The sequence below is a fragment of the Granulicella sp. dw_53 genome, assembly GCF_018449545.1.
In the GTDB taxonomy this organism is placed as follows: Bacteria; Acidobacteriota; Terriglobia; order Terriglobales; family Acidobacteriaceae; genus Edaphobacter.
In genome coordinates this window covers 59,650-85,452 of record NZ_JAAVUR010000007.1, presented here as the reverse complement: position 1 = coordinate 85,452, position 25,803 = coordinate 59,650, and the positions used below count along the sequence as shown (strand labels likewise).

The 25,803-nt window shown below is 55.7% G+C and carries 18 protein-coding genes; 3 read left to right on the top strand and 15 right to left on the bottom strand.

Annotated features, from left to right (window positions below; genetic code table 11):
• The first annotated feature begins 114 nt into the window (after positions 1–114).
• Positions 115–1,089: a LysR substrate-binding domain-containing protein gene (locus HB393_RS12355; RefSeq protein WP_213805490.1), complete on the top strand. Its 975-nt coding sequence runs from the start codon at positions 115–117 to the stop codon at positions 1,087–1,089.
• Positions 1,090–1,158: 69 nt separating this feature from the next.
• Positions 1,159–1,641 (top strand): lipocalin-like domain-containing protein, encoded by a 483-nt coding sequence (locus HB393_RS12350; RefSeq protein ID WP_213805489.1) that lies wholly within the window; start codon positions 1,159–1,161, stop codon positions 1,639–1,641.
• A gap of 418 nt (positions 1,642–2,059) precedes the next feature.
• Here the strand turns inward: HB393_RS12350 and HB393_RS12345 are convergent, their stop codons facing one another.
• Positions 2,060–2,830, bottom strand: a complete 771-nt coding sequence (locus tag HB393_RS12345) for a CPBP family intramembrane glutamic endopeptidase (protein WP_213805488.1) — start codon at positions 2,828–2,830, stop codon at positions 2,060–2,062.
• 589 nt (positions 2,831–3,419) lie between these two features.
• Here HB393_RS12345 and HB393_RS12340 point away from each other — a divergent pair.
• The gene (locus HB393_RS12340) at positions 3,420–5,786 is read left to right on the top strand and encodes an oligopeptide transporter, OPT family (RefSeq protein ID WP_213805487.1); all 2,367 of its coding nucleotides are present in this window, start codon (positions 3,420–3,422) and stop codon (positions 5,784–5,786) included.
• A 17-nt stretch (positions 5,787–5,803) separates the two neighbouring features.
• Here HB393_RS12340 and HB393_RS12335 read toward each other — a convergent pair whose 3' ends face one another.
• The 14 genes from HB393_RS12335 to HB393_RS12270 form a co-directional block, all read right to left on the bottom strand.
• A complete protein-coding gene (locus HB393_RS12335) occupies positions 5,804–6,526 on the bottom strand; it encodes a hypothetical protein (protein ID WP_255551032.1) in 723 nt (240 codons plus the stop codon).
• 52 nt (positions 6,527–6,578) lie between these two features.
• Positions 6,579–8,063 carry a hypothetical protein gene (locus tag HB393_RS12330; RefSeq protein WP_213805486.1) on the bottom strand — a complete coding sequence of 495 codons (1,485 nt, stop codon included), beginning with the start codon at positions 8,061–8,063 and terminating at the stop codon, positions 6,579–6,581.
• A 164-nt stretch (positions 8,064–8,227) separates the two neighbouring features.
• A complete protein-coding gene (locus HB393_RS12325; protein ID WP_218623958.1) occupies positions 8,228–10,051 on the bottom strand; it encodes an ATP-binding protein in 1,824 nt (607 codons plus the stop codon).
• Positions 10,052–10,084: 33 nt separating this feature from the next.
• Positions 10,085–10,768, bottom strand: a complete 684-nt coding sequence (locus HB393_RS12320; RefSeq protein WP_213805485.1) for a response regulator transcription factor — start codon at positions 10,766–10,768, stop codon at positions 10,085–10,087.
• Positions 10,769–11,033: 265 nt separating this feature from the next.
• Complete coding sequence (locus HB393_RS12315; RefSeq protein ID WP_213805484.1) at positions 11,034–12,101, bottom strand: aldolase; 1,068 nt, start codon at positions 12,099–12,101, stop codon at positions 11,034–11,036.
• Positions 12,102–12,311: 210 nt separating this feature from the next.
• Positions 12,312–14,402, bottom strand: a complete 2,091-nt coding sequence (locus tag HB393_RS12310) for a glycosyltransferase 87 family protein (RefSeq protein ID WP_213805483.1) — start codon at positions 14,400–14,402, stop codon at positions 12,312–12,314.
• A complete protein-coding gene (locus HB393_RS12305) occupies positions 14,402–15,229 on the bottom strand; it encodes a WecB/TagA/CpsF family glycosyltransferase (RefSeq protein ID WP_213805482.1) in 828 nt (275 codons plus the stop codon). The genes HB393_RS12310 and HB393_RS12305 overlap by 1 nt, the downstream gene beginning before the upstream one ends.
• Entirely contained in the window at positions 15,216–16,493 is a 1,278-nt protein-coding gene (locus HB393_RS12300; RefSeq protein ID WP_213805481.1) for a glycosyltransferase family 1 protein, read from the bottom strand. The genes HB393_RS12305 and HB393_RS12300 overlap by 14 nt, the downstream gene beginning before the upstream one ends.
• 190 nt (positions 16,494–16,683) lie before the next feature.
• A complete protein-coding gene (locus tag HB393_RS12295) occupies positions 16,684–18,009 on the bottom strand; it encodes an oligosaccharide flippase family protein (RefSeq protein WP_213805480.1) in 1,326 nt (441 codons plus the stop codon).
• Positions 18,006–19,337 (bottom strand): Wzz/FepE/Etk N-terminal domain-containing protein, encoded by a 1,332-nt coding sequence (locus HB393_RS12290; protein ID WP_345945169.1) that lies wholly within the window; start codon positions 19,335–19,337, stop codon positions 18,006–18,008. Before HB393_RS12290 ends, HB393_RS12295 begins: the two co-directional genes overlap by 4 nt.
• Positions 19,324–21,018: a capsule assembly Wzi family protein gene (locus HB393_RS12285; RefSeq protein WP_255551031.1), complete on the bottom strand. Its 1,695-nt coding sequence runs from the start codon at positions 21,016–21,018 to the stop codon at positions 19,324–19,326. The genes HB393_RS12290 and HB393_RS12285 overlap by 14 nt, the downstream gene beginning before the upstream one ends.
• A 19-nt stretch (positions 21,019–21,037) precedes the next feature.
• Positions 21,038–23,770, bottom strand: coding sequence for an SLBB domain-containing protein (locus tag HB393_RS12280; protein WP_255551030.1), 2,733 nt, complete (start codon positions 23,768–23,770; stop codon positions 21,038–21,040).
• Positions 23,771–23,994: 224 nt separating this feature from the next.
• The gene (locus HB393_RS12275) at positions 23,995–25,302 is read right to left on the bottom strand and encodes a nucleotidyltransferase family protein (RefSeq protein ID WP_213805478.1); all 1,308 of its coding nucleotides are present in this window, start codon (positions 25,300–25,302) and stop codon (positions 23,995–23,997) included.
• 29 nt (positions 25,303–25,331) lie between these two features.
• Positions 25,332–25,802, bottom strand: a complete 471-nt coding sequence (locus HB393_RS12270) for a cytochrome c (protein ID WP_213805477.1) — start codon at positions 25,800–25,802, stop codon at positions 25,332–25,334.
• Position 25,803 lies beyond the last annotated feature (1 nt).

Sequence of the window (25,803 nt, the reverse complement as noted above, 5' to 3'; positions counted from 1 at the left end):
CGCTCGAACCATAAGCTCGTTACTCACCACAAAAAATTAGTTCCGCATCTGTCACTCAAGACAGACCCGCAGACCCAAGAGCATAGAATCGTTCCACCACCCTACCCACACTTCATGTCACCTCTAACCAACCTCGATCTCGACACCCTCCGCACCCTCTCCGTCGCCCACGATCTCGGAGGCCTCGCCCAGGCCGCCGAGCGCCTGGGCCGCACTCCCTCCGCCATCAGCCTGCAGATGAAGCGTCTACAAGACGACCTCGCGACTCCCCTCTTTCGCAAACATGGCCGCGGCCTTGCACTGACCGAAGCCGGCGAGGTCGCCCTCACCTACGCCCGCCGCATGCTCGCACTCAACGATGAACTTCTCGACACCATGCAGGGCGCAAACCTCGCAGGACATATCCGGATCGGCTGCCCGCAGGACTTCGCCCCCATCCTGCCTTCGGTCCTCTCACACTTCGCCTTGCTCTACCCGCGCATGCAGATTGAGCTCCGCATCGAAGGCAACGCTGCCCTCGCCGACGCGGTCGAGAAATCTCAGATCGACCTCGCCGTCGTCATCGGCCACGAAGACCGCAGCTCAGCGCAGAAGGTAGGCGAACTGGAACTCGTTTGGATCGCCTCCTCCACCTTCACGCCATCGCCCGATGAGCCCTTGCCCCTCGCCGTGCTCGGTCCTCAGTGCGCCTTCCGCAAATGCGCCATCCATCACCTTGAAGCTACAAACAAACCGCACCGCATCGCGGCCAACAGCCCCAGCCTGGACGGCCTGTGGGCCGCTCTGCTCGGCGGCCTCGGCATAACGGCGCGCACCGTCATGAACCTGCCCGACGGCCTGGTCTCTGCCGGATCGCTGCACAATCTTCCTTCGCTAGGATTCCTGCCCGTTACACTCCATCGCAACGCCCAATCCAGTGGCGTCGCCACAGAGCGCATGGCATCCCTTCTCACAACGGCCCTCGCATCCTTGCCATTAGTAAGCAAGAAAGTAGCCGGTCAGAAAGTAGCCAGTCAGAAATCAAAGGCTCCTCGCAAAACACCCAGACAAGCCGCTGCTCAACTCACTGAACACAGTCAGAAAGCATAAGCCACACTCACCAATCAGGTGAGAACAATCAAATTGTGCCGAAGCAGTAACGTTGCTACCTTTGGCAGCATGATCAAACGTATCTTTCTTCTGGCCTCTCTGTTCGCCAGCGCGCTCTCAGCCTCCGCGCAGACCCCGTCCATCATCGGCACATGGACGCTCACTGCTGCCGACAAGATCCTCCCCAACGGCACCCGTGTACCCGATTACGGCGTCAGCCCCCACGGACTCGCCGTCTTCACCGCCGACGGCCACTACATAGTAGAAATCTACCGCGCAGATCGCCACCCCTTCGCCTCTGGCGACAGGGCCAAAGGAACTCCGGAAGAATACAGAGAAGCCTCACTGAGCATGAGCGTCCACTTCGGCCGCTATACGGTCGACCCTGCCAAAGGAACCATCATCTTCCACGTCGACCGCGCCTCCTTTCCCAACTTGGACGAAACCACGCAGGTACGCCCTTATAAGTTGGAAGGCGACGAACTGAGTTGGAAAGTGACCGCAAGGCCAGACGGCTCCATCCCCGTCACAATGCTTCAACGGGTCAAATAGAAAGCCTGAACAGACCTTCTCTCCCATACCCTCCCCAGCACCAAACGAAGCAGCACAAAAGCGGGTGCCCCATCCTTTTTGCAGTCTCATCGCAAAGAGGGTGGGGTATCGGGCAAAGCCCGACCGCCTTCCTCCCCAAGGAACAAAGGCTCGGGTGCCCCATCCTTCGCGCCTCTGTCTCTCGCGAAGGGTGGGACGAAAAAACCCAATCCAGCCCCAAACGAAGCTGCAAATGCTGTTCCCCATGCAGGAAGTTAAGGTAGCAAAGGATCGCTCGTCACGAAGTCATCTGCCAACTCCTCGATCGAATCCATCGCTGGCCCTCAGTTCGGCCTAAAGTCCCGGATACAGAGTAGTAGACGATATCTCCGTACCGAGAAAGTAGCCATTTGGCAACGGATGAGCGATTTTCGCCCCCTCAACGCCGCCCCAGCGGCTCATCCGCCATCACCCAAACATCCGCCGGAGCACTCCGAATCAAAGGCCCCTGCCCTCCCGGATAAGACCGCAGATACCCCAACCCAACCCTCATATCCCGATCGACATGCCCCGGCACCACCATAGCCAGACAAACCCCTAGAATTGCATGCGCCATTCCCAACGCATACACATTCCGCTGCCGCAGAAAGAGCCAGCAAGCTACCCCGCCCCACACCAGCGTCAACGCCGTCAGGATAGGACTCGGCAGATGCGCCATCGCGAACATCCCCGCCGCCACCAGCACCGCCATCCGCTTGCTCGGCAGCAGACGTAGCAGACGCAGCAGCACAAAATCCTGCAACAAAAATTGCTGCAGAAAAGACCACACCGTATAGCCCCAGAAGGTCTTCACAAACAGCCAGGTCCCATGCGGCCGGTTCAAAGTATCCATCCGCGCGGCCACCAACACAGCACCCAGCGCCACCACTAGCGCCCCACCAATCACCCAGAGCGAACGCAGCCCCTCCGAACCCACCCGCCCAGAGCTCCCCAGCCCCAGCACCTTCCAGCCCGCAAACGAGACCCACGTCGATGCCACGACCCACGCCAGCGCCGTAAAGTACAAGATCTCCTGCCACGGATGAGGAGTCCATACCATCCCCAGAATCAGTCCATACCCCACACCAAGGTCCACCAAATCGCGCCGCCGCCCCACGCCGGCAGCATCCCCCGAACCGCGACCCGTTATCTCACTCCGAACCAAACGCATCTACGACCTACTTCCATCGACACGGCGCAGGATCGAGGGGACGTTAAAAAAATCCGCAAAAACCTCAGCAAAATCGCATGTCAAGCCCCAAAATCAACCAACTAAAATCAAATCAACAACATACAAGTGGCACTTTAGTTTTTGCCAATTCCCTAGAATGGAAGTAGAGATCGAAACAAAAGCCCTTTGCCTATGCGGCAAGGGGTTTTTCATGGCGAAAAGCCCGAAAGGAGTCAAAAAAACTCGAAACTCGTAAGTCACGCTGGCTGACATATTTGGACACAAGTGTTTTAGAATCTTTCGCTTGCAAGGAGTCACGCCCTTCAAGCCGCTCATTCCAAACCGCTTACGCCCAAATACCCCCAGGGGGGTACCACCCCAGGAGGTCGCCGGGGGACAGACCCAGAGTATTACAGATTATGAATAGAGTGTTACAAAACGTAGCTGCGCCGAGCCCCTACCCAGCCACAGAACCAACATCCAACGCACGCGGCGCCTCTAACTCCACATCCGCTGTTACACTTCCCCCCAAGCTCAGTACAGCCGCATCACCTACACCACCAGAGAACCAGCGGAGACGCGCCAAGACATGCCAGCCCCAGCCCACTTCACCCCCTTCGTTCCCGCCTCCGACTCCCGCCCCGAATTCACCCTTCGCGCCCTCATCCTCGGCGGCCTCTTCGCCGTCCTCTTCGGAGCCGTCACCGTCTACGTCGGCCTCCGCGCCGGACTCACCGTCGCTGCCTCCATTCCCATCTCCGTCCTCTCCATATCCATCCTCCGGGCCTTCGGCAAAGCCTCCATCCTCGAGAACAACATCGTCCAGACCGTCGGCAACGCCGGCCAGTCCGTCGCTGCCGGAGTCATCTTCACCCTTCCGGCGCTCATCTTCCTCGGCTTCGATCTCGAGTCCACCCGCATCTTCGCTCTCGCACTCTTCGGCGGCTGGATCGGCGTCCTCTTCATGATCCCCCTTCGCCGCCAGCTCATCGTCGAGGAGCACGGCACCCTCATCTACCCCGAAGGCACCGCCTGCGCCGACGTCCTAGAAGCTGGCGAGCGCGGCGGCTCCTTCGCCTCCCGCGTCTTCCTCGGCCTCGGACTCGGCGGCCTCTACACCCTCTTCCAGAACGACAACATCTTCGGCCTCTGGCCCTCCACCCCCAACTGGCAACCCTCCATCGGAGCCCAGCACCTCCTCAAAGGCGGAGCCGTCCGCGCCGACTGCACCCCTGAGTACCTCGGCGTCGGCTACATCATCGGCGTCCGCGTCGCCGCCATCATGTTCGCCGGCGGAGTCTTCTCCTGGCTGGTCCTCATGCCCGCCATCTACTTCTTTGGATCGCACCTCTCCGCCCCGCTCTACCCTGGCACCACCCTCATCGCCAACATGAGCCCCTCCGACCTCTGGAAGACTTACGTCCGCCCCATGGGAGCCGGAGCCGTCGCCTGCAGCGGCCTCATCACCCTCCTCCGCACCGCCCCCACCATCGTCGGAGCCCTCACCCAGGGCTTCAAGCAGATGGGCAAGAAATCCAAAGCCGCCATCGCGGAGACCGGTGTCCTTCGCACCGCCCACGACCTTCCCATGTCCGTAGTCGCTGGCGGCTCCGTCCTCCTCGTCGTGCTGATGGTCGCCTTCCTCCAGTTCCACCCCGTCCCCGGAGCTCAGGTCGGCCTGTTCGCCAATATCGCCGCCGCGCTTCTCGTCGTCGTCTTCGGATTCCTCTTCGTCACCGTCTCCGCACGCATCGTCGGCATCGTCGGCAGCTCTGCCAGCCCCGTCTCCGGAATGACCATCGCCACCCTCATGGCCACCGCCGCCATCTTCCTCGTCCGCGGCTGGACCGCACCCGCCTTCGGAGCCCTCGCCATCACCGTCGGCGGTATCGTCTGCATCGCCGCCTCCAACGCCGGAGACACCTCGCAAGACCTCAAGACCGGCTACATCATTGGAGCCACTCCCTGGAAGCAGCAAGCCGCAGTCATGGCCGGAGTCATCATCTCTGTCTTCTCCATCGGAGCCACCCTCAACGCCATGAACAGCGGCCTCGAATCCTTCGAGCGTCTCCCCACCCCCATCGCCATCTCCTCCAACATCTACGCCGACGGCGTCCAGAACAAAGGCCCCTTCTCCCGCGACCACTTCGCCCTCACCTCAAAAAACCTACCCACCGAAAATACAAACAGCCAAAGCCCGGGTGCCCCATCCTTGCCAGCGCTACCGGCAAGGGTGGGATCCACAGAAGCCAGTACCAGCAAAGAACAGATCACCAACGGCCACGACTACACCCTGCTCAACGCTATCGGCTCCACTACGCTTCCTGACGGCAAGTACCTCCTCAACCCCGCTACCGGCAAGATCGAGATTCAATGGATTCAGGGCATCGGCTCCGAGAAGGCCGCCGCACCCCAGGGCAAGCTCATGGCTACCGTCATCAATGGCATCCTCACCCAGAAGCTTCCCTGGGCCCTGGTTCTTCTTGGAGTCGCGTTGGTCATCGTCGTCGAGCTCCTCGGCGTACGCTCCCTCACCTTCGCCGTAGGGGCCTACCTCTCCATCGCCACCACCCTGGCCATCTTCGTCGGCGGAGTGATGCGCTGGATGGTCGACCGCGCCATGCTTCACCAACGCGCCAAAGAAGCCATAGCCCTAAGTGAAGCGAGAGATTTACAGCTCTTGCCCGAGGGCGAAACACGGCCCGAGGAAGTCCTGGCCCTCGAATCGGAAGAGATCTCTCCGGGAAGCCTCTACGCCTCCGGCCTCATCGCCGCTGGAGGAATCGTCGGGCTCCTTGGTGTCTGCATCAAGCTCTACGAAGCCGCCACCGAAAGAGACTTTCCCCGCTTCAGCGATCACAACCCCTTCCATCACGACTGGATCAGCATCGTCATGTTCGCCCTATTGGCCTATAGCCTCTACTACTTCGCCAGAAAACCCCTGGAGGCAAAATAGGTCAGACTCTTGAAAGCCTAGTAAGGATCTTTGGCGGTTGGCGGATACTCCTCGCCAAACTTGTTTTTATGTTGCTTCATCAGATCGCGAGTCGTCTTTACGTAAAGGACTCCAAGCTGAGTATTTTGTGGGCCAATGTCAATCGATCGGCCAAGCGCGTTGAGCGTATCGTTCGACGCGTTCTCCGCCCACACATTCAGCTGATAGTTGCCGGCGGGAACGTTATGGATCACCACAGCCCCGTCGGCCTTGGAGACTCCGTAGTAAGGCGTGCTCAACGTAATGACGACTGCACCCATCTCGGGATGAATGTTGCAGAAGATATACGAGATGCCGTCCCGGTCGAACTCGACGGCCCGATGGCTATGGGCCTCGTAGAGACCTAGATCAAATCTCTTTCCATTGAAGAGAGAGAAAACATTGTGGAAGAAAGGATCGAGGTTGGGGAAGTCTATGCTGCTGCCAGTCGGAACGACCAGCAGATGAGGTGTAAACATCTTATTCTTTTGGACCAAGGTATATCCCTGGCTACTCTTGACGGCCACTGCAGCGACATTTCTTTTGGTCGGAGTCAGCCAGATGACGACGTCTCCGGCTGCAGCGGACTTCGCAGAGGCATGATTCGATTGACCGTTGATCTCGACCTGGGCAGTAACGTCAACCGTCTGCGACCAAGCCGGAGCAGTCATCGCCAAAGCGATAAGCCCAAAGCCGATACTGTTTCTAACTAGCTTCATCATTCCCTTCGGCGCGCTCTTCGTTGAGCGCTCAACGGCGAAAGTTCGGCCCGAATCAAAACTGAAAGCCCGCGGAGAGACTGAAGATGTCGGCTACATTGGCTGGGCCAGTGTAGCGCCAACTCTTGATCCGTCGATACTCGGGCGAAAAGATCAGATAAGTCTTGGGACGAAAAATAAGGTTACCAACCACAGATTGGTTTCTTGCATAAAGCTGTAATGGATTGTCGGTCGTCGATAAAACCAGACTGTCGAAGTTGCTGGCGAAGGCGTTATCCATTCCGAACATTCCGTTGGCTTCCAGGCTCGGGGTGAAACGCACCTTTAGTTGGCTCCAACCTCCTACACTGTCGAGCCCTACAGTACGGTTAGCTCCGCTCACTGGATCGGTCCCAGTTAAGACGTCTTTGTAGGTGCTGCCTCCGAAGCCGCCGAGAGCGCGTCCGCGATAGGCTTCGCCGCTAAGCTCCAGGTGTTGGCTAAGAGGTATCTGCCAATCGGCAGTAACGGCCCACGAGTGAATCTGCGTGGAGCTATGGTAAAACTGGCTGGCTGAGTAAGCTCCAATGCCCAAGACAAACGGCCTGGATACTGTGCCTGCCTTACTGTCTACACGATAAGAGACTCGTCCCTCGTAACCGGGACGACGCGAAGCTTCAACTGGGGTATCCAGTTGAGTCGAGACGTAGTTTGGCGACGGAGGTGAGATCAATCCGGCCTCAAGTCCAACCCTGCTCCTGTCGGACAACGGAATACGCTGTTCCACCCGGATCTGTGGAGACCACATCCACAGATTTCCGGAGCCGCTGAGTGCAGGTTGCGCCACTGTAGTGTAGGAAGTCGGCGACAACGGAGAGAAGAGAGGGACGGTGTAGCCTGCCTCCGCGGTGGTCTTGTCCCAATCCAAACTGACCTTCGACTGACGCATACGCACCGAACCCTGGGAGTTGCTGTAGCCATAGGTATTGGACGAAACTCCGCCAAAGAAATCGATGCTTACCTCCGCTGCACTCCGGGCCCCACCGATCCTTGGACCGGTCGCTTCTAAAGCCAGTAAAGTCTGTCGCAAGCTGGCGCCCGAACTTCCGTGGGAAGAGCCAGGATTCCGCGGCAAGGCGAGAACCGGTAGTTCCGCATCGTCCACCACCCCCGCATTGGAGAAGGCATTGAATAACACAAGCCCACTGATGCGGACAGGGTACTTCGAGGTGGTCTCTACCTTCGTCTGTTCGTGCTGTTTAATTTCGGCTTGGAGCGCGTCCTGCTCTTCATGGAGTGCTTCCATGTCTTCCTTGGTCGACACGCTGCTACTGGCTGCGGAAGCAGGCTCAGCGCCCAGCGTCCCCGGGTTCGCGACTCCGGAGAACGAAGGTTTGGTCGACGCCTGCGAACGCAATGTCTCAAGCTCGCCTCGCAGTCTCCGGATCTCCTGCATCGACTGTTCCAGTAACTGTTGGGTTTGATTCAAGGTATTGGTAACGGCGTTGAGACGGTTCTCGATATCAGCGGCGCGTCCGTCGTCAGCGTTCGCCGGCTTCACGAGGCTTCCGCTGGAAGGATCAACCGGCGCCTGCGCGAGGCAGTGTCGAAGCTGCAATGTGGTAAAGCTGAGCAGAACTAAAAGGGGTCTTGCAACGTTGAGGATAAAAGGAAGTCTGCTAGTGAATTTCGTCAAATGGAATGGGTTGCCATCTGCCAATTCGCTCATAGCTGATCATATCCGGTAACGCCGGCAGCGCCTATCTGCTCTTGAATAACATTGATCGCCGATGCCTGGCGGGCACCGAATGTCTGTAAGGCCTGTTTATACAACAAAATGGTGAATACCGTTCGGCCCGGAATCGACTCTTCCAGCTTTACCTCACCGCCATGCTCCTGAGCCACATGCTGAGCCAGCGTCAGCCCTAGCCCGACACCGTTCTCCTTGCCCGCGCTCACAAAGGGTTGAAATAAGGTACGGCGAATCGAGTTCGGAACTCCTGGTCCAGAGTCTCGAATGCTGATCCTCACCTTGTCTTCATCCTCGGAGAGGGTGACGGTGACACTCGGCGGCTCCGTTCCACTCTTGGCTGCCTGGCAAGCGTTCAACAGCAGATTGTAGAAAGCGCGACCTAATTTTTTTCCGTCAATCCATGCATCGACAGACTCCAGATATGGAGCTTGAATCTCAACATCCCTACAATCAGGATGTTGAGAGACGCTATGAATTCCCCGTTCCAGAAGCTGCCGGACCGACTCGAAACGTAAGTTGAGTACCTGACCGGTCTGGCTGAAGAGAAGCAGGGACTCGATCAGGTCCGTCATGCTCTGTACAGCTTCCTTAATCTCGAGATGAAGCTCTACGCGTTCATCCTTGCCGGTCTGAGCGAGACTCATGAACTCGGCGTTCGCGTAGATCGCGGAGAGGTGATGCCGAAGGTCGTGGGATACCGAGCTGGCCATTCTGCCGATCGTGGCGAGGCGGTCGGACTCAAGGAGCTCTTTCTGCGTTCGCTTCAACTCGCCTCGCATGCGGTCGAAGGCCAGTGCCAGCTCTCGAACCTCCGCAGCGCCCTCAATATTCAGGCGATAGTTGAAGTCCCCTTGGCCCAACGCCCGTGCACCCGCGACGAGCATCTCCAACGGGCGTGTTACAGCGCGAGAGAGCGCGGCGGCTAGTAACAGCCCTATGAGCAACGCGGCGATCCCTAATGCCACGACCCAACGGTTCACGCGACGCAAATATTCGCTGGCTTGATCGTAAGATTTGAGCACTACGAGCTTCGTCGTTCCCTGGCCTGCTGGCGGCAGCGAGGAGGCCGCCGCAATGTAGACCTCTCCATTGAGCTGAATCTTGCGGGGCGCTGCAGTCGTCGCGTCGAGGGACTGACTTTGCTCCTTCAACGCAGCAAACCGGTCTGCAGTGAGGGTAGAAGCAGACACATCGCCATCGACCAAGAAGGATACGTCGGCGGCAGCCGCTTCACTCACTTGGAGTGCAACCTGATGGTCGATCGCGTAGCCAATGACGACATAACCCAGCCTGGTGCCGTTCGCCGGAGGGCCGAAGTACAGCGGCTGGATGGAGATCTCATAGAGACTTCGTCCGAAGGCGACCATGCATGACGTTTCGGGCTCAATCATGCAGTCCTGAAGACCACGGGTCACCTGAACATCGTCGAGAATTGCCCCTCGATTGGAATAGGTCATGAGCTTGCCAGAGGCACTTACCAAGGCAAACACGTCGCTTCCGCTGGTCTTCCAGAACTCCCGGCTTCCGTCCTCGATCGTCTGCGCGTCCTGTGTTGCCATCAGCGCCTTAAGACTGGGCAGATCGGCGAGCAAGGCCGCCTCGCGCGCCAACATCTGGTTGCGCTGGCGAGCGATATTTCGAAATGTGTCTAACGAATGCTCGAGGTCAGAATTAAGATCTGTCTGAATCGCCTGCTGGACACTCACACGAATGATCAACAGGCAGGTGGCTGTGAGCCCGAGCGATGCCACCAGAAGCGAGACCATTAAGGTCGTACGCACGCGCCAATGTTTCATTGCTTCACAATCTCTTCCGGAGGGTCCTGCCCCTCAAACCTGCGGCACGAACTTATAGCCCACTCCGTGGATCGTACGGAAGTGCACCGGATTTGCCGGATCGGCTTCCAGCTTCTGGCGGAGCTTCAAGATCTGATTGTCCACCGTACGCGTCGTCAGATGAAAGTTCAATCCCCATACGTCATTGAGCAACTCTTCGCGAGCGATGGCGCGCCCCGGATTGTCCAAAAAGAAACGCAGCAGTTTGAATTCGTGGGCAGTAAGGGGCACTAGCTCGCCACCTTTATGGATTTCCATTTTAAGGAAGTCGACAGCGACATCCCCGAAGCCGAGCGGAATATCTCCGACCTTCTTACGAGTACGACGAATCGCAGCCTGCACGCGCGCGAGAAGCTCCCGCGGACTGAAGGGCTTCGTCATGTAATCGTCGGCTCCGGTCTCAAGAAGCAGCACCTTGTCTGCAACTTCAGTCACGGCACTTAAGACGATTACCGGAGCATCGGCGCACCAGCTCTTGATCTCTTTGCACACACTCCGGCCCGAGAGACCAGGCAACATAAGATCCAACACGGTTGCAGCGGGCCGCATACTCTTGCAGGCGGCAAGACCTGATGGTCCTGCACCCTCAATATGAACGTCGTAGCCTTCTGCGGTGAACTGTCGGCGTAACGCACGCTGGATGCGTGGGTCATCTTCAATAACAAGAATCAGGCTCATGGACATCTCTCCAGCGAGGGTACGGTTATGGGAAATCTTCCCAGGGGACTTCGTCCCTTCTAGTTTCTCTCAGGATGGAGCCTGTTTTCAACCGAAGCCCCAAAATGACAAACAAGTGACAACTCCCTATCTGGATCGGATAGAGGGGGATCGGGAGAATCCTATCGAAATAAAACTCCCGATTTCGTCGGAGGACGTGTTCTGCATAACATTTGGCTCTTTGTTCGGCTACTACCTTATCTGTTAACGAAGTTCTACCCTCACACTAAGTAGCATTGCTTGCAGTAATATAGGCGGAGTCACTCGTACTCCTGACCAACGTTTGAAGACATTCGACCGCATCCTCAAGGACACAATAACGGAGTTCAAACGCCGCCGCAGAGGCTAGCTGTTCTAGCGCTTCGACCTGCAGGGTCTGGATATAGTCCGTTGGATAAAGATCTTTCCGAAAGCGCTCTGAGATGGTGTTTCTGTCGAGCGGGATTAACTCGGCATCGGCAAATTGTTGCCGATTGAGGAAGATGATGGAATGGATCGTAGCTTCATCCGCTGTGACAAGTGGGGGCAATTCAGCGGTCGGGACTTCAATCGATGGCTTTCCTTCGAGGCGGGGCGTAATGCCGCGTCCCTGAAGCTCAGGAAACAAATCTTTCGCAGAAGGACGAAAACGTACCTGGCGCGAGTTTCCGATCGCCTTCGGCCGAAGACCATTACGCAAGAGATAGCTCGCGTCATCCGAGGTAAAGGTCCATCCTGTTCGCGCGCAGGCATAGGCCAACGACGATTTACCGGCACCGGACTCTCCGCATAGAAGCATTCCATGACCGTTGAGGCTCACACAAGCTGCGTGGAGGGGGGTCGCATAAAGTCCGGAGATAAGAACAAGGGTGGCAGCTTCAAGAAAGTGATGTTGGAGATAGTCGAGGTGGTGCAGCGCGGAATCGTTCAACCACATATAGGCGACTCCCGCCTGAAGGTCGCAGATAGCCTGGTTATGGGCATCCGCGACAATCGAAAGTAAGTGCCGTTGCCCCCGTATAACAGGCGCGGGCGGACAGACCTCCGAACCGCCCGGTGCGATAACGATTTTCAGTTTAAGCATTTCCTTTGGATATATGCGTCTCAGAGAGCCCCAATTCATCGCTGCTGCATCGAGGACGACTTGGGTGTTCGTGCTGATCTCCACAGCAAATCCCAAAGGATAGAAGACTGCGCTAAGTGGCAGCGCCACCCTGCTCAAAATGGGATCGTCATCGCTATGTCGGATTGATACGTTGCCGATCGATTCCTTAACAGCACCCGCATTTGAATCGCGCTGAAAAACGTCAGTCATTGGCGTCTCTCTTTCCTATCTGTCGAGAACGGTCTCTTCACCAGGAGAACAAACTGACCATCTAGTGCTCGCACGACATCGATCTTGACGACATCACGACCCGCCCGGTTGCAAATGCTAGAGTGCCCCGTCAATGCCAAGTGTAGGTAGGGCCGCTCTTTCAGGTTGTCACCGAAGTGTCCGTGTTTCGTCATGTTTGATATTCCATCTCTATTGCACTACCCGGCGCCTGGAGATTGCAGTAAACCAAAGAGCCCGACCACAATCGCTCCCGTAGAGAAGTGTCTTTGAATCGGCCTCCCATCCGGGCTGGATCTGATTGCAAGGGACCTTGCTAATGCGATGAGTCGCACCGTTACTTAGATCTTGCAGAGAAAGATTCCAATTGCCAGATTGAAAGCTACTGTAAGCGAGCCAGTGGCCGTCTGGGGAGATTGCAGGATACCGGGCCTCCCCGAGAGAGAGAGGATGGATTTGTCCATCGTCCCCCATTGTGTATATCCCTGGCCGTCCATGGTTCGGGGTTGCCGAAAAAAATATTGACCCATTGGGATGAAAGGCCACCTCATGAAGATTTCCAAAGGACGAACGAGTCATCTGTCGATCGGGTCGGTTTCCATCTTTCATGTCCCGAAGAAAGAGTTGTTTCCGTCCATCTACCGTTCGCAAAAATGCGATCGTGAGGCCATCATGCGTCACTGCGGGAGACTCTGCGTCTTCGATGGCCTTGGCACCGCCGATGGAAGACTGTAGTACGGATCTCTTCGAAACTGTCTCAGTCCAGGTTTCGGCAGGGCCTACTGCAAAAGCGAGTTGATCGGTGGATAGATCTTTGGATCTCTCTATGCCGCGAAGCCCTACATCGCTTAACTTCGCTACGTGGTATCCATCAGAGGAGAGGGTAATGAATCGGATCGATCCTTCCTCTGTTACAGGCTGCGCCACAAGAAGAGTCTGTTGTGACATCGGCAATCGATAGGCGTAGTCGTCGAAGAGACCGCGCTGATGACGCACTCCGATTAGGGCGCTGAGTGCATACACGGCAGCGCCTCCGACTAACCAGTATTTACGTTTCTCTGCAGCATGTTGTGTGCCTTTTAGCAGATAGAAATAAGCAGACGTCATCAGAATTAGCACATAAAGTCTTGGAACATGTAATAGCGCAGACCATCCATCGCTCGATGCTGTGTTCCACCCGGGATAGCCGATTGCCAGATATAACAGGGCTACAGCCATCGCGGCAACAGACCTTTTCTCCTGCAGCAGCTTGCCGAAAAGAACGGCTATGGGCAAAATGAATACCGTGAAGTGGTACGACGCTGGCAGCGGGGAGATCGTCAACGATGCGACCAAGAGGGCGGACCACTCCAACGAGATCCGCGCAGGCGACCGGTCGTTGCGGTCAAGGCACCAAAAGATGGGAACCAGTATCAACAGTTGCGCTAAGGGATACAGAATCGCAAAGAGTATCGGCGCATGGATCGCCGGATGTGGATTCCATTGCGGCTCATAGATGAAGAGGCGATGAAACAAGCTTGAGATCGAAGAACTGGCGAGGTTGTAAGGATCCAGACAATCGCCGCGCAGAGTCCAGGGAAGGACCTGAAGTAAGTAGGTGCGGTGTAAGTTCCACCCAAAGACGGAAATTGAGATCACCAAGGAAGCAACAATCGCCAAAAGGCAGGCACACAGTGATTTCCAGTCTTTTTTCCGCAGGAAGTAGAGAACAAAAAGAACTGGGAAAATTTTTACAGCAGCACCCAGACCGACAAGGGCACCCGCAATCCAAGAATATCCACGCTGTGCCGCCCAACATGCCGCGGTCAAGATAGCAAGTAAGAGGATGTAATACTGCCCGTAAAGTAGATTGCGGTGCAGCGAGAAACTCACCAGAATCAATATTCCTATCTGCAATAAAGATAGAGGAGTTATTCGTCGCAATAACAGCGCAATTAAAGGGAGGAGCAGGAGATTAAAGATAGTCCATATATGCTTCGCGGCAAGAGGTCTCAGGGACGCGATAGGCCACATGACCAATGTAGAAAACGGAGTAATCGGAACGAGCCCTACGATGCGTTGGTCGATCTCGCGGTGGTCCTTCTCACGTTGCAGCCAGATCCACTCGTAAGCCCGAGAAGGATCAGTCCCTTCGCGCGCAATACTTGCTGCGAGATAGTAGTTTGGAAAATCCGTATTTAAAGTTCTCCAGGCCCGAGGGAGAGTGTATCCGAGCAGAAAGGCGCACAGCATCAAAAAGATCGTGCTCTCCAGAAATGTCCTTCGAGATGCGGCCCCGATCATTAGCGTAGTAATCCTGCAGGCTGCGCCATGGCACGACGTTCCGTCTCCGATTGCAGAGGATACGACCTTAGTCCAGTGAGTTGTAGAAGACTGTAAAAAAGAAATGCGGGATTGTTGCGGAGATAGCGTTTCCAGAGGTGTCGTGGATCCTGGAGGAGTCGATCAAACCATTGCAATCCAGCCTGCTTGATCCACTCCGGGCAATCGGAGATGCGGCCGGTATGGAAGTCGAATGCCGCACCAACACCAAACATCAGGGTCGTATCCAGGAGAGGAAGATAATGATTCATAAATCGATCCTGCTTCGGCGTGCTGATCCCGACCCAGACAATACTCGGCCGAGCATTGCCAATCATGGTGACGAACTCTTTTTCTTGCTTGAGAGACATAGGACCAAATGGGGGAGTGTATGTACCAACGATCTTTAGAAATGGATACCGGCTCATGAGCTGCTCTCGAAGTTCTTCCGCAACTCCGTCCTTACCTCCGCAGAGGAAATGCGTAGCATTACGGAATCTCTCTCCCCGCATCACCTCGAGCATTAAGTCCGGTCCAGCGACCCGCTCCATGTTGACATGTCCTTGATGACGACCCACCCAGACGGTAGGCATTCCATCCGGTAACGCAAGCGCCGCGTTCCTGAAGATATTGGCTATAGCGGCATCGCGTTGTGCCTCCATCACGCCATGCACTCCAACGAGGCAGACATAACCCTTACGCTTCAGTTGTAGCTCTTCTTCGATTCTTACAAGAGCTTGTTCCATATCAACGGCATCGACACCGATGCCAAGCACGTTCGCCCGCGGATGATCTTTACATGTGCTCATGATTGTTCTCTTTCCTTTTCCATAGACCTGACCAGCTAGCAACGGCGGCGAAGACTGGCCGCAAGGGCGCCAGGCGAAGTTCGGAATAAAGCTGCAGATATGCTTCTGCGATTTGGGGTGCAGAAAAACGCTCTGTAGTCGATGCGCGAAATTTAATGCTTCGGAGCGCGACCCGTATCGCCTCGACGAAGCCATCCTCTGCCGCACGGTGGAGCGGCACATAGTGGCAATAGGAACCCCCAACCTCTCGGAACGCAGGAATATCGGAGCACACCACACGACAGTGCTGCAGCATTGCTTCGACGATTGGAAGTCCAAACCCCTCCGTTACAGAAGCCGACAGCAGCAGTTCGCAGTGCCTGTAACACCACTGCAGTTCCGCATCGGAGACTCCATGCAAAAGCATGACCTGCCGCGCCAGACCCGCATCGTCGATCGCTTGGTGGATGCGGGCCGTCTCTGGCCCCTCAATTCCAATGATTGCCAACAGCGTGGTTGGCCCAATATCCCCCTTCGCCAATAGCCGTCGAAAGACCTCAATTACTAAGGGGATGTTCTTGTTGCGCCGGTGTTGCGCCACGCACAGCAAAAAGCGCTCCCCATTCCAATTGGGCAATGGACTTTCAGCCGCTATCGGGGGTCCAGCTTCTACACAGTTGTAGATCGTCACAGCTTTTTCCAGGGCGTGCTGTGGGGAGTAAATGTCCAGACGCCGCAAAGTGCTTTCAGAGACACAGGCGATGGCGTCGGCAGCGCCTAGACATTGCCTAAGCACGGCACGGTTGAAGAATACCTTTGGAAAACCAAAGTTCTCCGGAATGTCGTAGGGGTAAAGATCGTGCAACGTAACAATCGTAGGGCAGCGGAAGGCGTGCTTGTTCAAAGGTGATGGGTAGGCAAGATGCACCACGTCTGCCTTCAATTGCTCAGCGAGAATTGGCAACTTCTGGTAGTACCAGAGATTGCGGCTCAATGCACTTCGACCGAGAGACACAATGTGCAAATGGAGTCTGCGGTCTGGCTGTGGCAATGCATTTCGCAGAGATTGATACTGCCATTCCGCGGCGATCAAATGAATTTCGATTACCTCGGTCCGCGTAAGGAGACAGCGAACCATATTGACAGCATGGCGCGAAACTCCCGAGAGGAACTCCGATGAACTTACAATCGCCACCACCACCCTGAGGTGAGATCGATCTTGACCTTCATAGTTAGTAGTGAGGGAATGATCGTGTACTACCGCGCTACGTTGCAATAGAGTCATGCGTGTGCCTCTTCGCCGACTGCTCCATATCGCAGCATTGGATTGATTGGTACGATTACCCATAATGAAAATGACGAGGAGCCACCTTTTCTTGCCTTTCGTCTCCACGCCACGATCATGGACAATAAGCCCAGAGATGCGGTCCTGTTGGCTAACTCACTATGGGTGTTCCTCGTGTCCGCGTAGGTATTCATGCATCCTCACAGACTGGCTCGATGCCCGTAACCGCCAGCATTCGGACCGTGCTGCCACGAAGCAGACGGAAAAGTGGAACATACATCAGCAGGGTGATCGCTCCGTAAATCAGACGTGCGGCGGCGACTCCGCGAATCCCAATAAAAGGTAGAAGTAATCCCATCAAGAGCAACATCGCCGCACCTCCAGCGATATTCAGCAAGGTGACAACTTGGACTCGACCCAATGCAAGCATCGCGTAATACCCGGTCACACTAAGGCCCAAGAGGGAGAAGCTCCAAACAATCGGTGAAAGCACTGCGGTGGCGCTTTTTGCAATAACTTCACCCATCCAGGCACGCAGAAAATACGGGCCTAATAAGAGCACAGCTACGGTGGCCACTAAGACGACGACCAGGTTGAGGGTGAATACTTTGAGGATGACACCTCGAAGTTCAACAGACGTCATCGTCGCGTGTCGAGCCGAGAGGTATGGAAACATGAAGTGCAAGCCTGAAGAGATGATCCCATAGATCGGCTGCGCCATCTGTACGCAGAGTGCATAGGCAGCCACTACCGTTGCGCCTAGTGAGATACCCAGCACGAGACGGTCAGCCTGACTAAAGATCACGCCCGAGACCGCCTGCAGCCAGCTAAAAGCACCGAATCCCCATAGTGCGCGAATCGATTGTCGGTCGATCTTCGGAAGCAAGACTGTGACGCTAAGCTGTTGGGCAAGTCGTACCAATTGCCCAAGGGTTCCGAGCAACATCAAAACGCCGGTCGCACACATGATGCTTACGACACCAAAGCCTCGATAGGTAAGTGCCACTCCTACGACCAGCGACAGCAACCGTGCAAGAATGCTAATTCTTACTGCCGTGCCATAACGTTCAAACGCTCTCTGCGTGCTGATGCAGACGCTCTCCACTGCGCGCACAAACATCATCAAACAAGCAATTCGCAGGGCCCAGAGGCATGCCGCACTTAGATCGCTTTCCACTGGAATCACATGACGTGCTATCGAGTGGGAGAGGAGCCATGAAATCAAGCCCACTAATGTTCCGAGCCCCAGGTTGATACCAAGCATGCTTCGAACCGCACCGAGCAGAACTTTTTGGTCCTCTCTACCTCGAGCGGTGGCGACATATTGGATATTGGCGTCGCCAAAGCCGGAGGCAATGATACCTCCCATACTCACCATCGCTGTCGCGACAATCCAAATACCGTACTGAGCTGATCCAAGATGCCTTAGAAGTATTGGAGCCGCTACCAACATGCCCAGCGGGTAAGCGACGTAGTCGAGTACGCCATAAGCCGCATTGGAGAGATGTGCCTTCATAACACACTCTTTCTCGCTCTCGCAGGCAGAACCTTCTGCAATTGCATCCGCAAGCCGGCACCAACTTCTTCCGCAAGCAACCTGCGGGGATCGTCCAGTGCAATCAAGCTCAACCGGTGGCACAACAGAATGTAAGTTGAGGTAGCTGCAAAGGAAAATGCGGTCAGGATTAACATAACCAGCAATCGTGGCGGAAATGATTTTTTCTCAGCCACCAATGGTGGATCAACCACGCTCACAACAGGAGTATCCTTCGCCTCTTCCAGTCTCGCTATCTCATACTGTTGAGAGAGGAGCTCAAATACTGTTTCTTCTATGCGTACCTTTCGATAGAGGTTCGCATACGGAACCGCAAGCCGAGGAATCTGACGGAGAGATGGATACAGGCGTTTATCGTCGGAGATGCCACTGTTAGCATCCTCAGAAGGTGCAGCACTACTGCCGCTTAATTTAGCCAGCTCACTTTGCAGAGAAGCGATGCGAGCACGGGCTGCTCGTACACGCACGTTCTCCTCTCCGTAGATCTGTGTCAGAGAGTCGACCTCAGAGTGACCGACGATGAGCTCTGCCTGCAGTCTTGCTGCTGCATCGACCATCGCATGTGTCTGTTCCTTGATATCAAGTGTCGTATTCACGCTCGAGAACTGACTCAACGCCAGTTCCGCTTCTTGCAGTTCCGCTTGAACGTCCACCAATCGCTTCTCTATAAACTCTCGCTCCCGTCGTGCCGAGGAGACACTGGAACGCAAGGAGGCGCTGTTTAGTTCATCGAGATAACCCTGAGTAATAGCGCGAGCGCGCTCCGCGTTGGTATCCGTGAAGGTGATACTGATCACACCACTTTTTTTGTCCTCCACAATCTTGGTGTGGTGGACCATATACTTCACAGTGTCGATGCGGTACCGCTTATGATAGAGCCGCTGCAGATTGAACCGATCGATGACGTGATCGTTGACGGTCCGGCTGTGCAGCAGGTCGATAAACAACGCGCCCGAGGTCCTTCCTCCAAGTAGACTGCCCGCGAGACTGCCTAACCCGCCTAATGCACTGGCTCCACTTCCCCCACTCGTTCCACCCAAAGATCGACTCGCCAAAGCAGCCAACATCGCAGTGCCGGAGAGAGGTTGCTCCGGCGGCATGATTCTGGCCGTCGACTCATACTGCTTGGGAATGGTAAAAGCCACTAACGCGCTTACTACCATGCACGCTGCTGTTACACGGAACAGTATCCGGCGACGCTGCCATAAAAGCCCAGCATTTGTCACCCAGTTATCTTGGGTTATAGGCCGCATATTCCGTACCATCGGAATGTTTTCAAGGCTGGACACTAGCGTTTCCTCGGGGCCGGTATGAAAGTTGAAAGGTGGTTGTAAAGTTCTGTTGCGAACTTCCAGAAAATAGTGGGTAGCGCCAACGTTCGTCCTGCACAACGACATGCATTTGCCACTCTGGCCGTAATGCAACATCTGCCGTGAGGCTTACATCCTGAAGGCTTCCGCCTTGAAGAAACTCCGCGCTCGAACTGACATGGCGGAAGCTGGCTTGCAATGACGAACGCGGCGAAAGCCACCACGTTCCCCACGCCTGCACCCCATTCGCTTCACGACCGATCCAGCTCCCTATTAACTGACGCTGGTTGGTGTAACCACTTAGGTAATGCACATTAAAGTAGTAGAAACCTGGAAATAGATCGCGATGCGGGGTCAAAAATCCTTCTACCCGAAGGTCTACGTTCGGAAGTTTCGGCACATGCGAAAGATACAATCCTGGCGACCAGGCGCTCTCCGTCGGATAGTTCAACGGAAATGGTTCGTCATCTGTAAACGTATCGACATAGGCGGTGAGCCAGTTCCGCAGCTTCGGTAGACGGTACTGAATATCTACGGCGGAGCGACGATCTCCCGGATCAGCGGTAGTGTCCGTGTTGCCGGGGGAAAAGAGACTGCGAAGTACGCTATGTGTAGTAAGGGGCGCCCCGGCGCCAGCAAAGATCACCGTGCGCGAGACGCTGAATTCAAAATTAGGAGTGGGCTTGAGCGAGAGCTTCTGGCCATGGATAAACGGTTGATCCCGGAGCGCGACGCCCGATTGTCCGATCACTCGGTCGCCAACACGGACAAACTGCTGTCCTGAGAGCCGCCCGGCAAACGCCTGGAGACGGATAGGACCAAGCCAACGTCCAATTCCAGGTAATTCGAATGGCCGTATCCGATCGTAACGAAACATGGTTATAGGTTCCGCGTTAGTGCTGAACAACAGCGGACCACCACGTCCTGGTCCCCACCATAAGCTTTGCTTTCCAAACGAGAACTGATTGTCATGAAAGGCAAACGACACATACCCCTCGACGATGCGACCTCGACTGAACCCCGAAGCCGGCCCTGCCGCTGCAGTCGGCGTGAAATCTGCGGCTGCAATACTCGCATCTACGGACGCTGGAGCCGTCGGGGCGGAAGCTGCCCGCTGCAGTTCGGTGCGCAAAAACGCTGAGAACGGGCCTGCAGTCGCTCGCAACGAGACTCCGGTGTACACATTTTCGCCCCTGCCATAGGGACGTCCATAGTCATTCGTAATCGTCTGTGCGCCGTGATACCCGTCAGTCAAAGGAGCACCGGCAATCGTAGTGCTACGAACATCGAGCGATTGAATCTTAAACTCCCGGTTGTGTTCACCATCTAGCCGCCGAAGCTCAGGAGCAAACTCCATCTCCAACGCTTTCAGCAATTGAAGAGTGGTTTCGGTCACATCGGTGTCCATTCCCTGCTCTTTGGCCTCTTCAATCAGACGTGCGCAATCCATGCGGGTCCACGGCCGCAGACTTTCAAACGCCGTCTGCACATACCCGGCCAGAACCAGACGTTCGATCGCCGCATATACCCAACTCTCAATCGGTACATAAGTCGATGCCATGTTCGCTGGAACTGGATCGCTCCTCTCCGACGCGGATTGGCTTGCGCGCGTCTGCGCCTGGCCTTGCAGCAATCCGAAGAGTGAGAGAAAAACCATCATGTACCTGCACATCGTGAAGTTAGATAATCCCGGCTACGGCTGCCGTAATTGCGATAGAAGAAGTTATTTGGGCTACTGTAAGTAGATTTCTCCAGAACAGTGAGTCCCCAATGATCTTTTGCGGAATGACGATTACGTCTCCCGGATCGAGTTTGGTCGAAAGCACGCCGCCTCCATACCATTCGCCAGATCTCCTGCCTACGACCAGGCCGTTGGCTCGAACAATAAAGATTTCCTTTCGATTAGCAATATCGTTGGTTCCACCAGCGCGGCGCAGATACCATGCGGCATCCTTGCCTGGGACGTACGTGATCGCGGATGGGTTATAGACCTGGCCACTGACCAGGACGAACCCAGGACGCTTCGGCACAGTCAACACATCACCACTCCGCATTTCGATGTCGGCCGCGGTGTTCTCCCAACTTTCAATATCCGCACTGACACGAATTACCAAGCGCCCGCTGGCTGGCTGACTCTTCAAACGTTGCAGCACTTCGTTGCGTTGCTGACTTACTGCTTGCAGTGTTCCTGACTGACTCTGTCCCGTAAGGTTAGGTGAAAGTCGTGCCGACGCAGAGGCCGTCTCAATCTGGTTGATGAGCTCCGACCGGCTCTTTTCCTCCAACTCTCTTACCTGGACACGCACCAGAACGGCGCCGGCAGGATACGCCGTAGTGCGAAAACCTCCAGCCCTCCGCAACACCGAACTTAGCCGCTCTCCTTCTTGCAGGCCATAGCTTCCTGGGTATGTCACCTCGCCGTCAAGAACGACCGAGGCGCCAATGTCCTTCCAGCCCGAAATCTGATGGATCGTTAGCACGTCACCAGCTTTCAGCTGCACGTCAGAGTCTAGGCGGCCCTTCATGGCGTCCGCGATGTTGATCGACGCCCGCTCACTAACAACCTTCTTTTTGTCTTGAATCGTATAGCTTGTAAGGTCTGCGCTCTCTACCAACGCATCGCGTTTAAACCCGCCCGCCATCTTCACCAGTTGTGACGCAGTCATGCCTTGAGACAACGAATACTTCCCTGGCTTCAACACCTCCCCGCGGATCGAAACCTGCGGAGAATCTGTCTCGTACCGACCCAGGATGCGTATCGTATCGAAAGGTTGAAGTGCGAGGTTGCCATTTCCAATCAACATATCCGGAACATCAAACGGAATCGTCTCGGGATGAAGATCGGGAGGCACCAGCCGCACGATATTGCCTCTGGCCGCTGGTTCCGGCAATAGGTCCTGGTACGAATGAAGGATGTCGCTGACCTGCATTCCTTCGCGGTAAGGGTACCTCCCCGGACGCACCACATGGCCTTCGACATAAACCACGCGATCGCTGTAAGGAAGAATAGGAGCGACATGGACGCGGTCGCCATCCTTGACCTTAAAGGCGGCGATTGCAGCAAGCGTCGATTGAGCTGTAGCAGCTGCGGGCAGCTCCACACTCACTGACTCACGCTGTTGGTTGGGCTGAATCCGCTCGACTGTGATGTGTTGAAGTGCAGCCGCAACAGTCGTTCCACCCGCGTCATCCAGCACCTCTGTAAGCGACGATTCCCCTTTCAGTTCGTAGATCGCCGGGCGCTTCACCATTCCGGACACTGCGACCTGAGGGCCAGCCGGAGGTATGAGCAATGTGTCGCCGGACTGCAGGCGGTCGTCATCCAGCCGAACGCCATGCAGCAGAAAATCGTAGAGGTCGATCTCACGAATCAACTCTTTTCCGCGATAGTGGCGCACGATCCGAAGAGAGCCGACGCTTGTTGGGCCACCCGCGGCGTAGAGGCCATTGAGCGGGGTAGAAAGCGAGCTGAGGTCATATCCTCCTGGTCTCTGCACATCTCCTACGACATAGACACGTACTGTTCGGAATCGCGCAACGGTCACGTCGACCCGTACATTGCGATACTGCCCTTTAAGGGCGCTTTCGATGACGCCCTGCGCATGCTGAAGGGTGAGACCTGCCACGACCAGCGTCCCTGCCTCTGGCAGCGCAACTTTGCCCTCGCGGTCGATGACGCGAGTTAGATTTTGCGAGACGCCACCCGAGAGATTGATCGTGAGTCCGTCTCCAGAGCCGAGCACGTAGTCCGGCCCTACGGGCAGATCGATCGACATCGTGTGCGAGCCAGAGCCACCTCCTGCAGAGAGTCCACCGTTGCGGTTGAGGAATACATCCGAACCAAACCGTCTGAGTGGAGCTCCCTCCTGCGGAATCTGCGTATAAAGATCTCGCAATGAGCGTAGGTTGTACGGCGTGGGAACTCGCAAAACATCGGGCTCGTCCGTGATATTGCGCTGCCTTCTGTTGGAGGGAGTATTGGGACTACCATTCTGAGCCCCCCCAGGTTGGGGCGTATTGCCGGCTAGCGCCCCGGATGCAGCATCGGAGGACGGAGGAATCAAGGAAGAAGACCCATCAAGCGCTAAGCCGGCATCAGATGCATCCCTCAACCTGTCGAAGGGGGAGGCCGAAGTAGACTGACTTTCGTTGTCCTCAGACCGACTATCGATTTCCGTCGTCGAACGCCGAATGTCTTCTTCTGTTACAAATCCACGAGAACGAAGCCACAATGTGATGTTCGCCCGGAGGTCTGCGTTTGTAGCGATCAGGTGATACAACATCTCATCGCTGATTGAATCAGCTTGTGTATTTACTCCTTGCTGAGTCAGTTGATCGGCCACCATGGACTTAAGCTCGATCATGACTTCGGGCTTTTGTTCCAGGATGCGGTCGATCTGCGCGGCACTCAATGACGAACGTGAAGTGGCGCCCAGTGCACTCGAACTGGATCCAATTGAAGGGCTCGAAGTAGAAGTAGAGGAATTTACATCTCCTCCGTCAGAAGCGGCGGAAGAAGAGGAAGAAGGTATCTGTTGTGAATGCAGATCACAGCATAAAGCCACGAAAAACAAGGCGATGATCAAGGACCGTCTGCTCATCACGCGGCGAACTCGGAATAGCGTAGACATGGACCTCAACCTCTGCTCCGGCGCGGGACGTCAGTCACCGCACAGGGCGTAAGAATTCTTTGTGAAGATATCTGCCGCTTCCAACGACGAGCCTCCACGAGATAACGCAGACCCTCGACGACATGGAAGTGGAGTCGAAATAACAGAAAGCGAAGCTCGTAGTACTCTCTGCGGAGTCGGACGAGCAAACTCTCCTTCTGAGAGGGAAAGGAGATACGAGGCGCACGACGCCTCGGCAGGAGACTACTGCGCCGTCTCTTCTTCCAGTCGGGATCGCTCTGTGCCAGTTCGTCCTCCAACAACAAATAAAGTTTTGTTCCTGGGAAGTTCGCCAGCACCGCCTCTCTTCCGTATCGTTCCGACCACAAACGTATCGGAGCCGGCAAGCGATCCAGCGTCCAGTGAGCTAACTGGGCTGGCGCCCTTCCACCAAACAACCGTGTCGAAAGCAGAGTCGAAAGCCCAATGGCCACAGACGCATCGGGTTGGCACTGGGAACGCTCTCTTACCTCATCCCAAAAAGGACGATCGTCGTAGTGAGCGGTCAGATGTTGCCGAAACTCGAGCAGCCACGAGACCCGCGTATATGCACTCCTGAGATGGCTAAAGAGATGAAGCGCTTGCGCAACAAACTGATCCGCCGCTGCGAGCACCGGGTAAGAATCATCGCCCCATTTTCGAAGAGAAGTCCGATCGAGTCTCTCATCCCGCGTCGGCGCATGCGGCGCAATCGCGGCGCACGAAAAATGCAACTCCACAGATCTCTGAGGTCTTGCCTTGTAGTGATCTTCGATACGAGCCAACTCCGACGAACCCGCCTTAAACTCCCATACAGTTCGGTTCGCGGCATTTCGTACATATCCCATCTTTACTAGAATGTCCTGGCATCGCTCCAGGTGCTCGCCATCGATGAGGAAGTCAAAGTCAAGCTGGCTGCGCAAAGCCGGATTCGGACAGGAGTCAGGCGACAGCGTAAAACCCTTCAGGTTACTGAACGAAACGTTCGCCTGCAGAAACGCTCGATTGATAGTGCAGAACTCGTTAAACATAGACGAACTGCGCCCGCGGTTATCGGTGAGATTCTGTCGTAGCCGTCCCAGCGTTGCGGCAGGTAATGCTCCCTCAATCCCCATCTCCTGCAGTCGATCGAGAAAGTACAACGCCAGCCCGCTCGCATCAAGCCACTGATAGCTTCTAGACCACTCTGGATATCGCAATGCGGAGAGGTGCTCCTGGGCCTGCTCGGGCGAGTCGCTTAAGGCCGCGACAACTGCTTCGACCACCCCTCTCTCCGCCCGTGTGCTCCATCTCATTGCGATATCCTCACCATCTTGTCCTTTGGCTAATGGCTATACATCTCAGGCTCGCCGACACTGCCAGCAGGCGGCAGGTGTCGGAGAAACTGGACGATAGACCAGATCTCTTCATCGTTCAACGTGCCCTTCGATGCAGGCATTCCCGAGGGAGCGATGCCGTTGTCGATGATCCACTTCAACTGCCCATCCGAGTAAGCCTGTACCTCTGCAGAGGCCAACGACGGAATCGGGGGAGACATACGGTCTGCAAATGGAACTCCCGTGTTCTGTCCATCAAGCCCGTGGCATGCAACGCAGTAGTGACCGAAGGCTTCCTTTCCTGCCGCAACATTCGCCGCACTGGCGGGCAGTGGATTCTTCTCCCCCCTGTTTCCCACCGTGACGTGTAACTTAGCGCCATCGACCATACGCGTCTCGAGTACGCTGGGGGAGGTCACCTTACAACCGCTCAGCGGCAGTAGCAAGATGGCGGCGAGCAAATGGGCCTTGACTCGCATT

Bases quoted from the DNA above. Each gene is read 5' to 3' on its own strand.
- HB393_RS12355 (WP_213805490.1), top strand. From the start codon at position 115: ATGTCACCTCTAACCAACCTCGATCTCGACACCCTCCGCACCCTCTCC.
- HB393_RS12350 (WP_213805489.1), top strand. From the start codon at position 1,159: ATGATCAAACGTATCTTTCTTCTGGCCTCTCTGTTCGCCAGCGCGCTC.
- HB393_RS12345 (WP_213805488.1), bottom strand. From the start codon at position 2,830: ATGCGTTTGGTTCGGAGTGAGATAACGGGTCGCGGTTCGGGGGATGCT.
- HB393_RS12340 (WP_213805487.1), top strand. From the start codon at position 3,420: ATGCCAGCCCCAGCCCACTTCACCCCCTTCGTTCCCGCCTCCGACTCC.
- HB393_RS12335 (WP_255551032.1), bottom strand. From the start codon at position 6,526: ATGATGAAGCTAGTTAGAAACAGTATCGGCTTTGGGCTTATCGCTTTG.
- HB393_RS12325 (WP_218623958.1), bottom strand. From the start codon at position 10,051: ATGAAACATTGGCGCGTGCGTACGACCTTAATGGTCTCGCTTCTGGTG.
- HB393_RS12320 (WP_213805485.1), bottom strand. From the start codon at position 10,768: ATGAGCCTGATTCTTGTTATTGAAGATGACCCACGCATCCAGCGTGCG.
- HB393_RS12315 (WP_213805484.1), bottom strand. From the start codon at position 12,101: ATGACTGACGTTTTTCAGCGCGATTCAAATGCGGGTGCTGTTAAGGAA.
- HB393_RS12310 (WP_213805483.1), bottom strand. From the start codon at position 14,402: ATGATCGGGGCCGCATCTCGAAGGACATTTCTGGAGAGCACGATCTTT.
- HB393_RS12305 (WP_213805482.1), bottom strand. From the start codon at position 15,229: ATGAGCACATGTAAAGATCATCCGCGGGCGAACGTGCTTGGCATCGGT.
- HB393_RS12300 (WP_213805481.1), bottom strand. From the start codon at position 16,493: ATGACTCTATTGCAACGTAGCGCGGTAGTACACGATCATTCCCTCACT.
- HB393_RS12295 (WP_213805480.1), bottom strand. From the start codon at position 18,009: ATGAAGGCACATCTCTCCAATGCGGCTTATGGCGTACTCGACTACGTC.
- HB393_RS12285 (WP_255551031.1), bottom strand. From the start codon at position 21,018: ATGATGGTTTTTCTCTCACTCTTCGGATTGCTGCAAGGCCAGGCGCAG.
- HB393_RS12275 (WP_213805478.1), bottom strand. From the start codon at position 25,302: ATGAGATGGAGCACACGGGCGGAGAGAGGGGTGGTCGAAGCAGTTGTC.
- HB393_RS12270 (WP_213805477.1), bottom strand. From the start codon at position 25,802: ATGCGAGTCAAGGCCCATTTGCTCGCCGCCATCTTGCTACTGCCGCTG.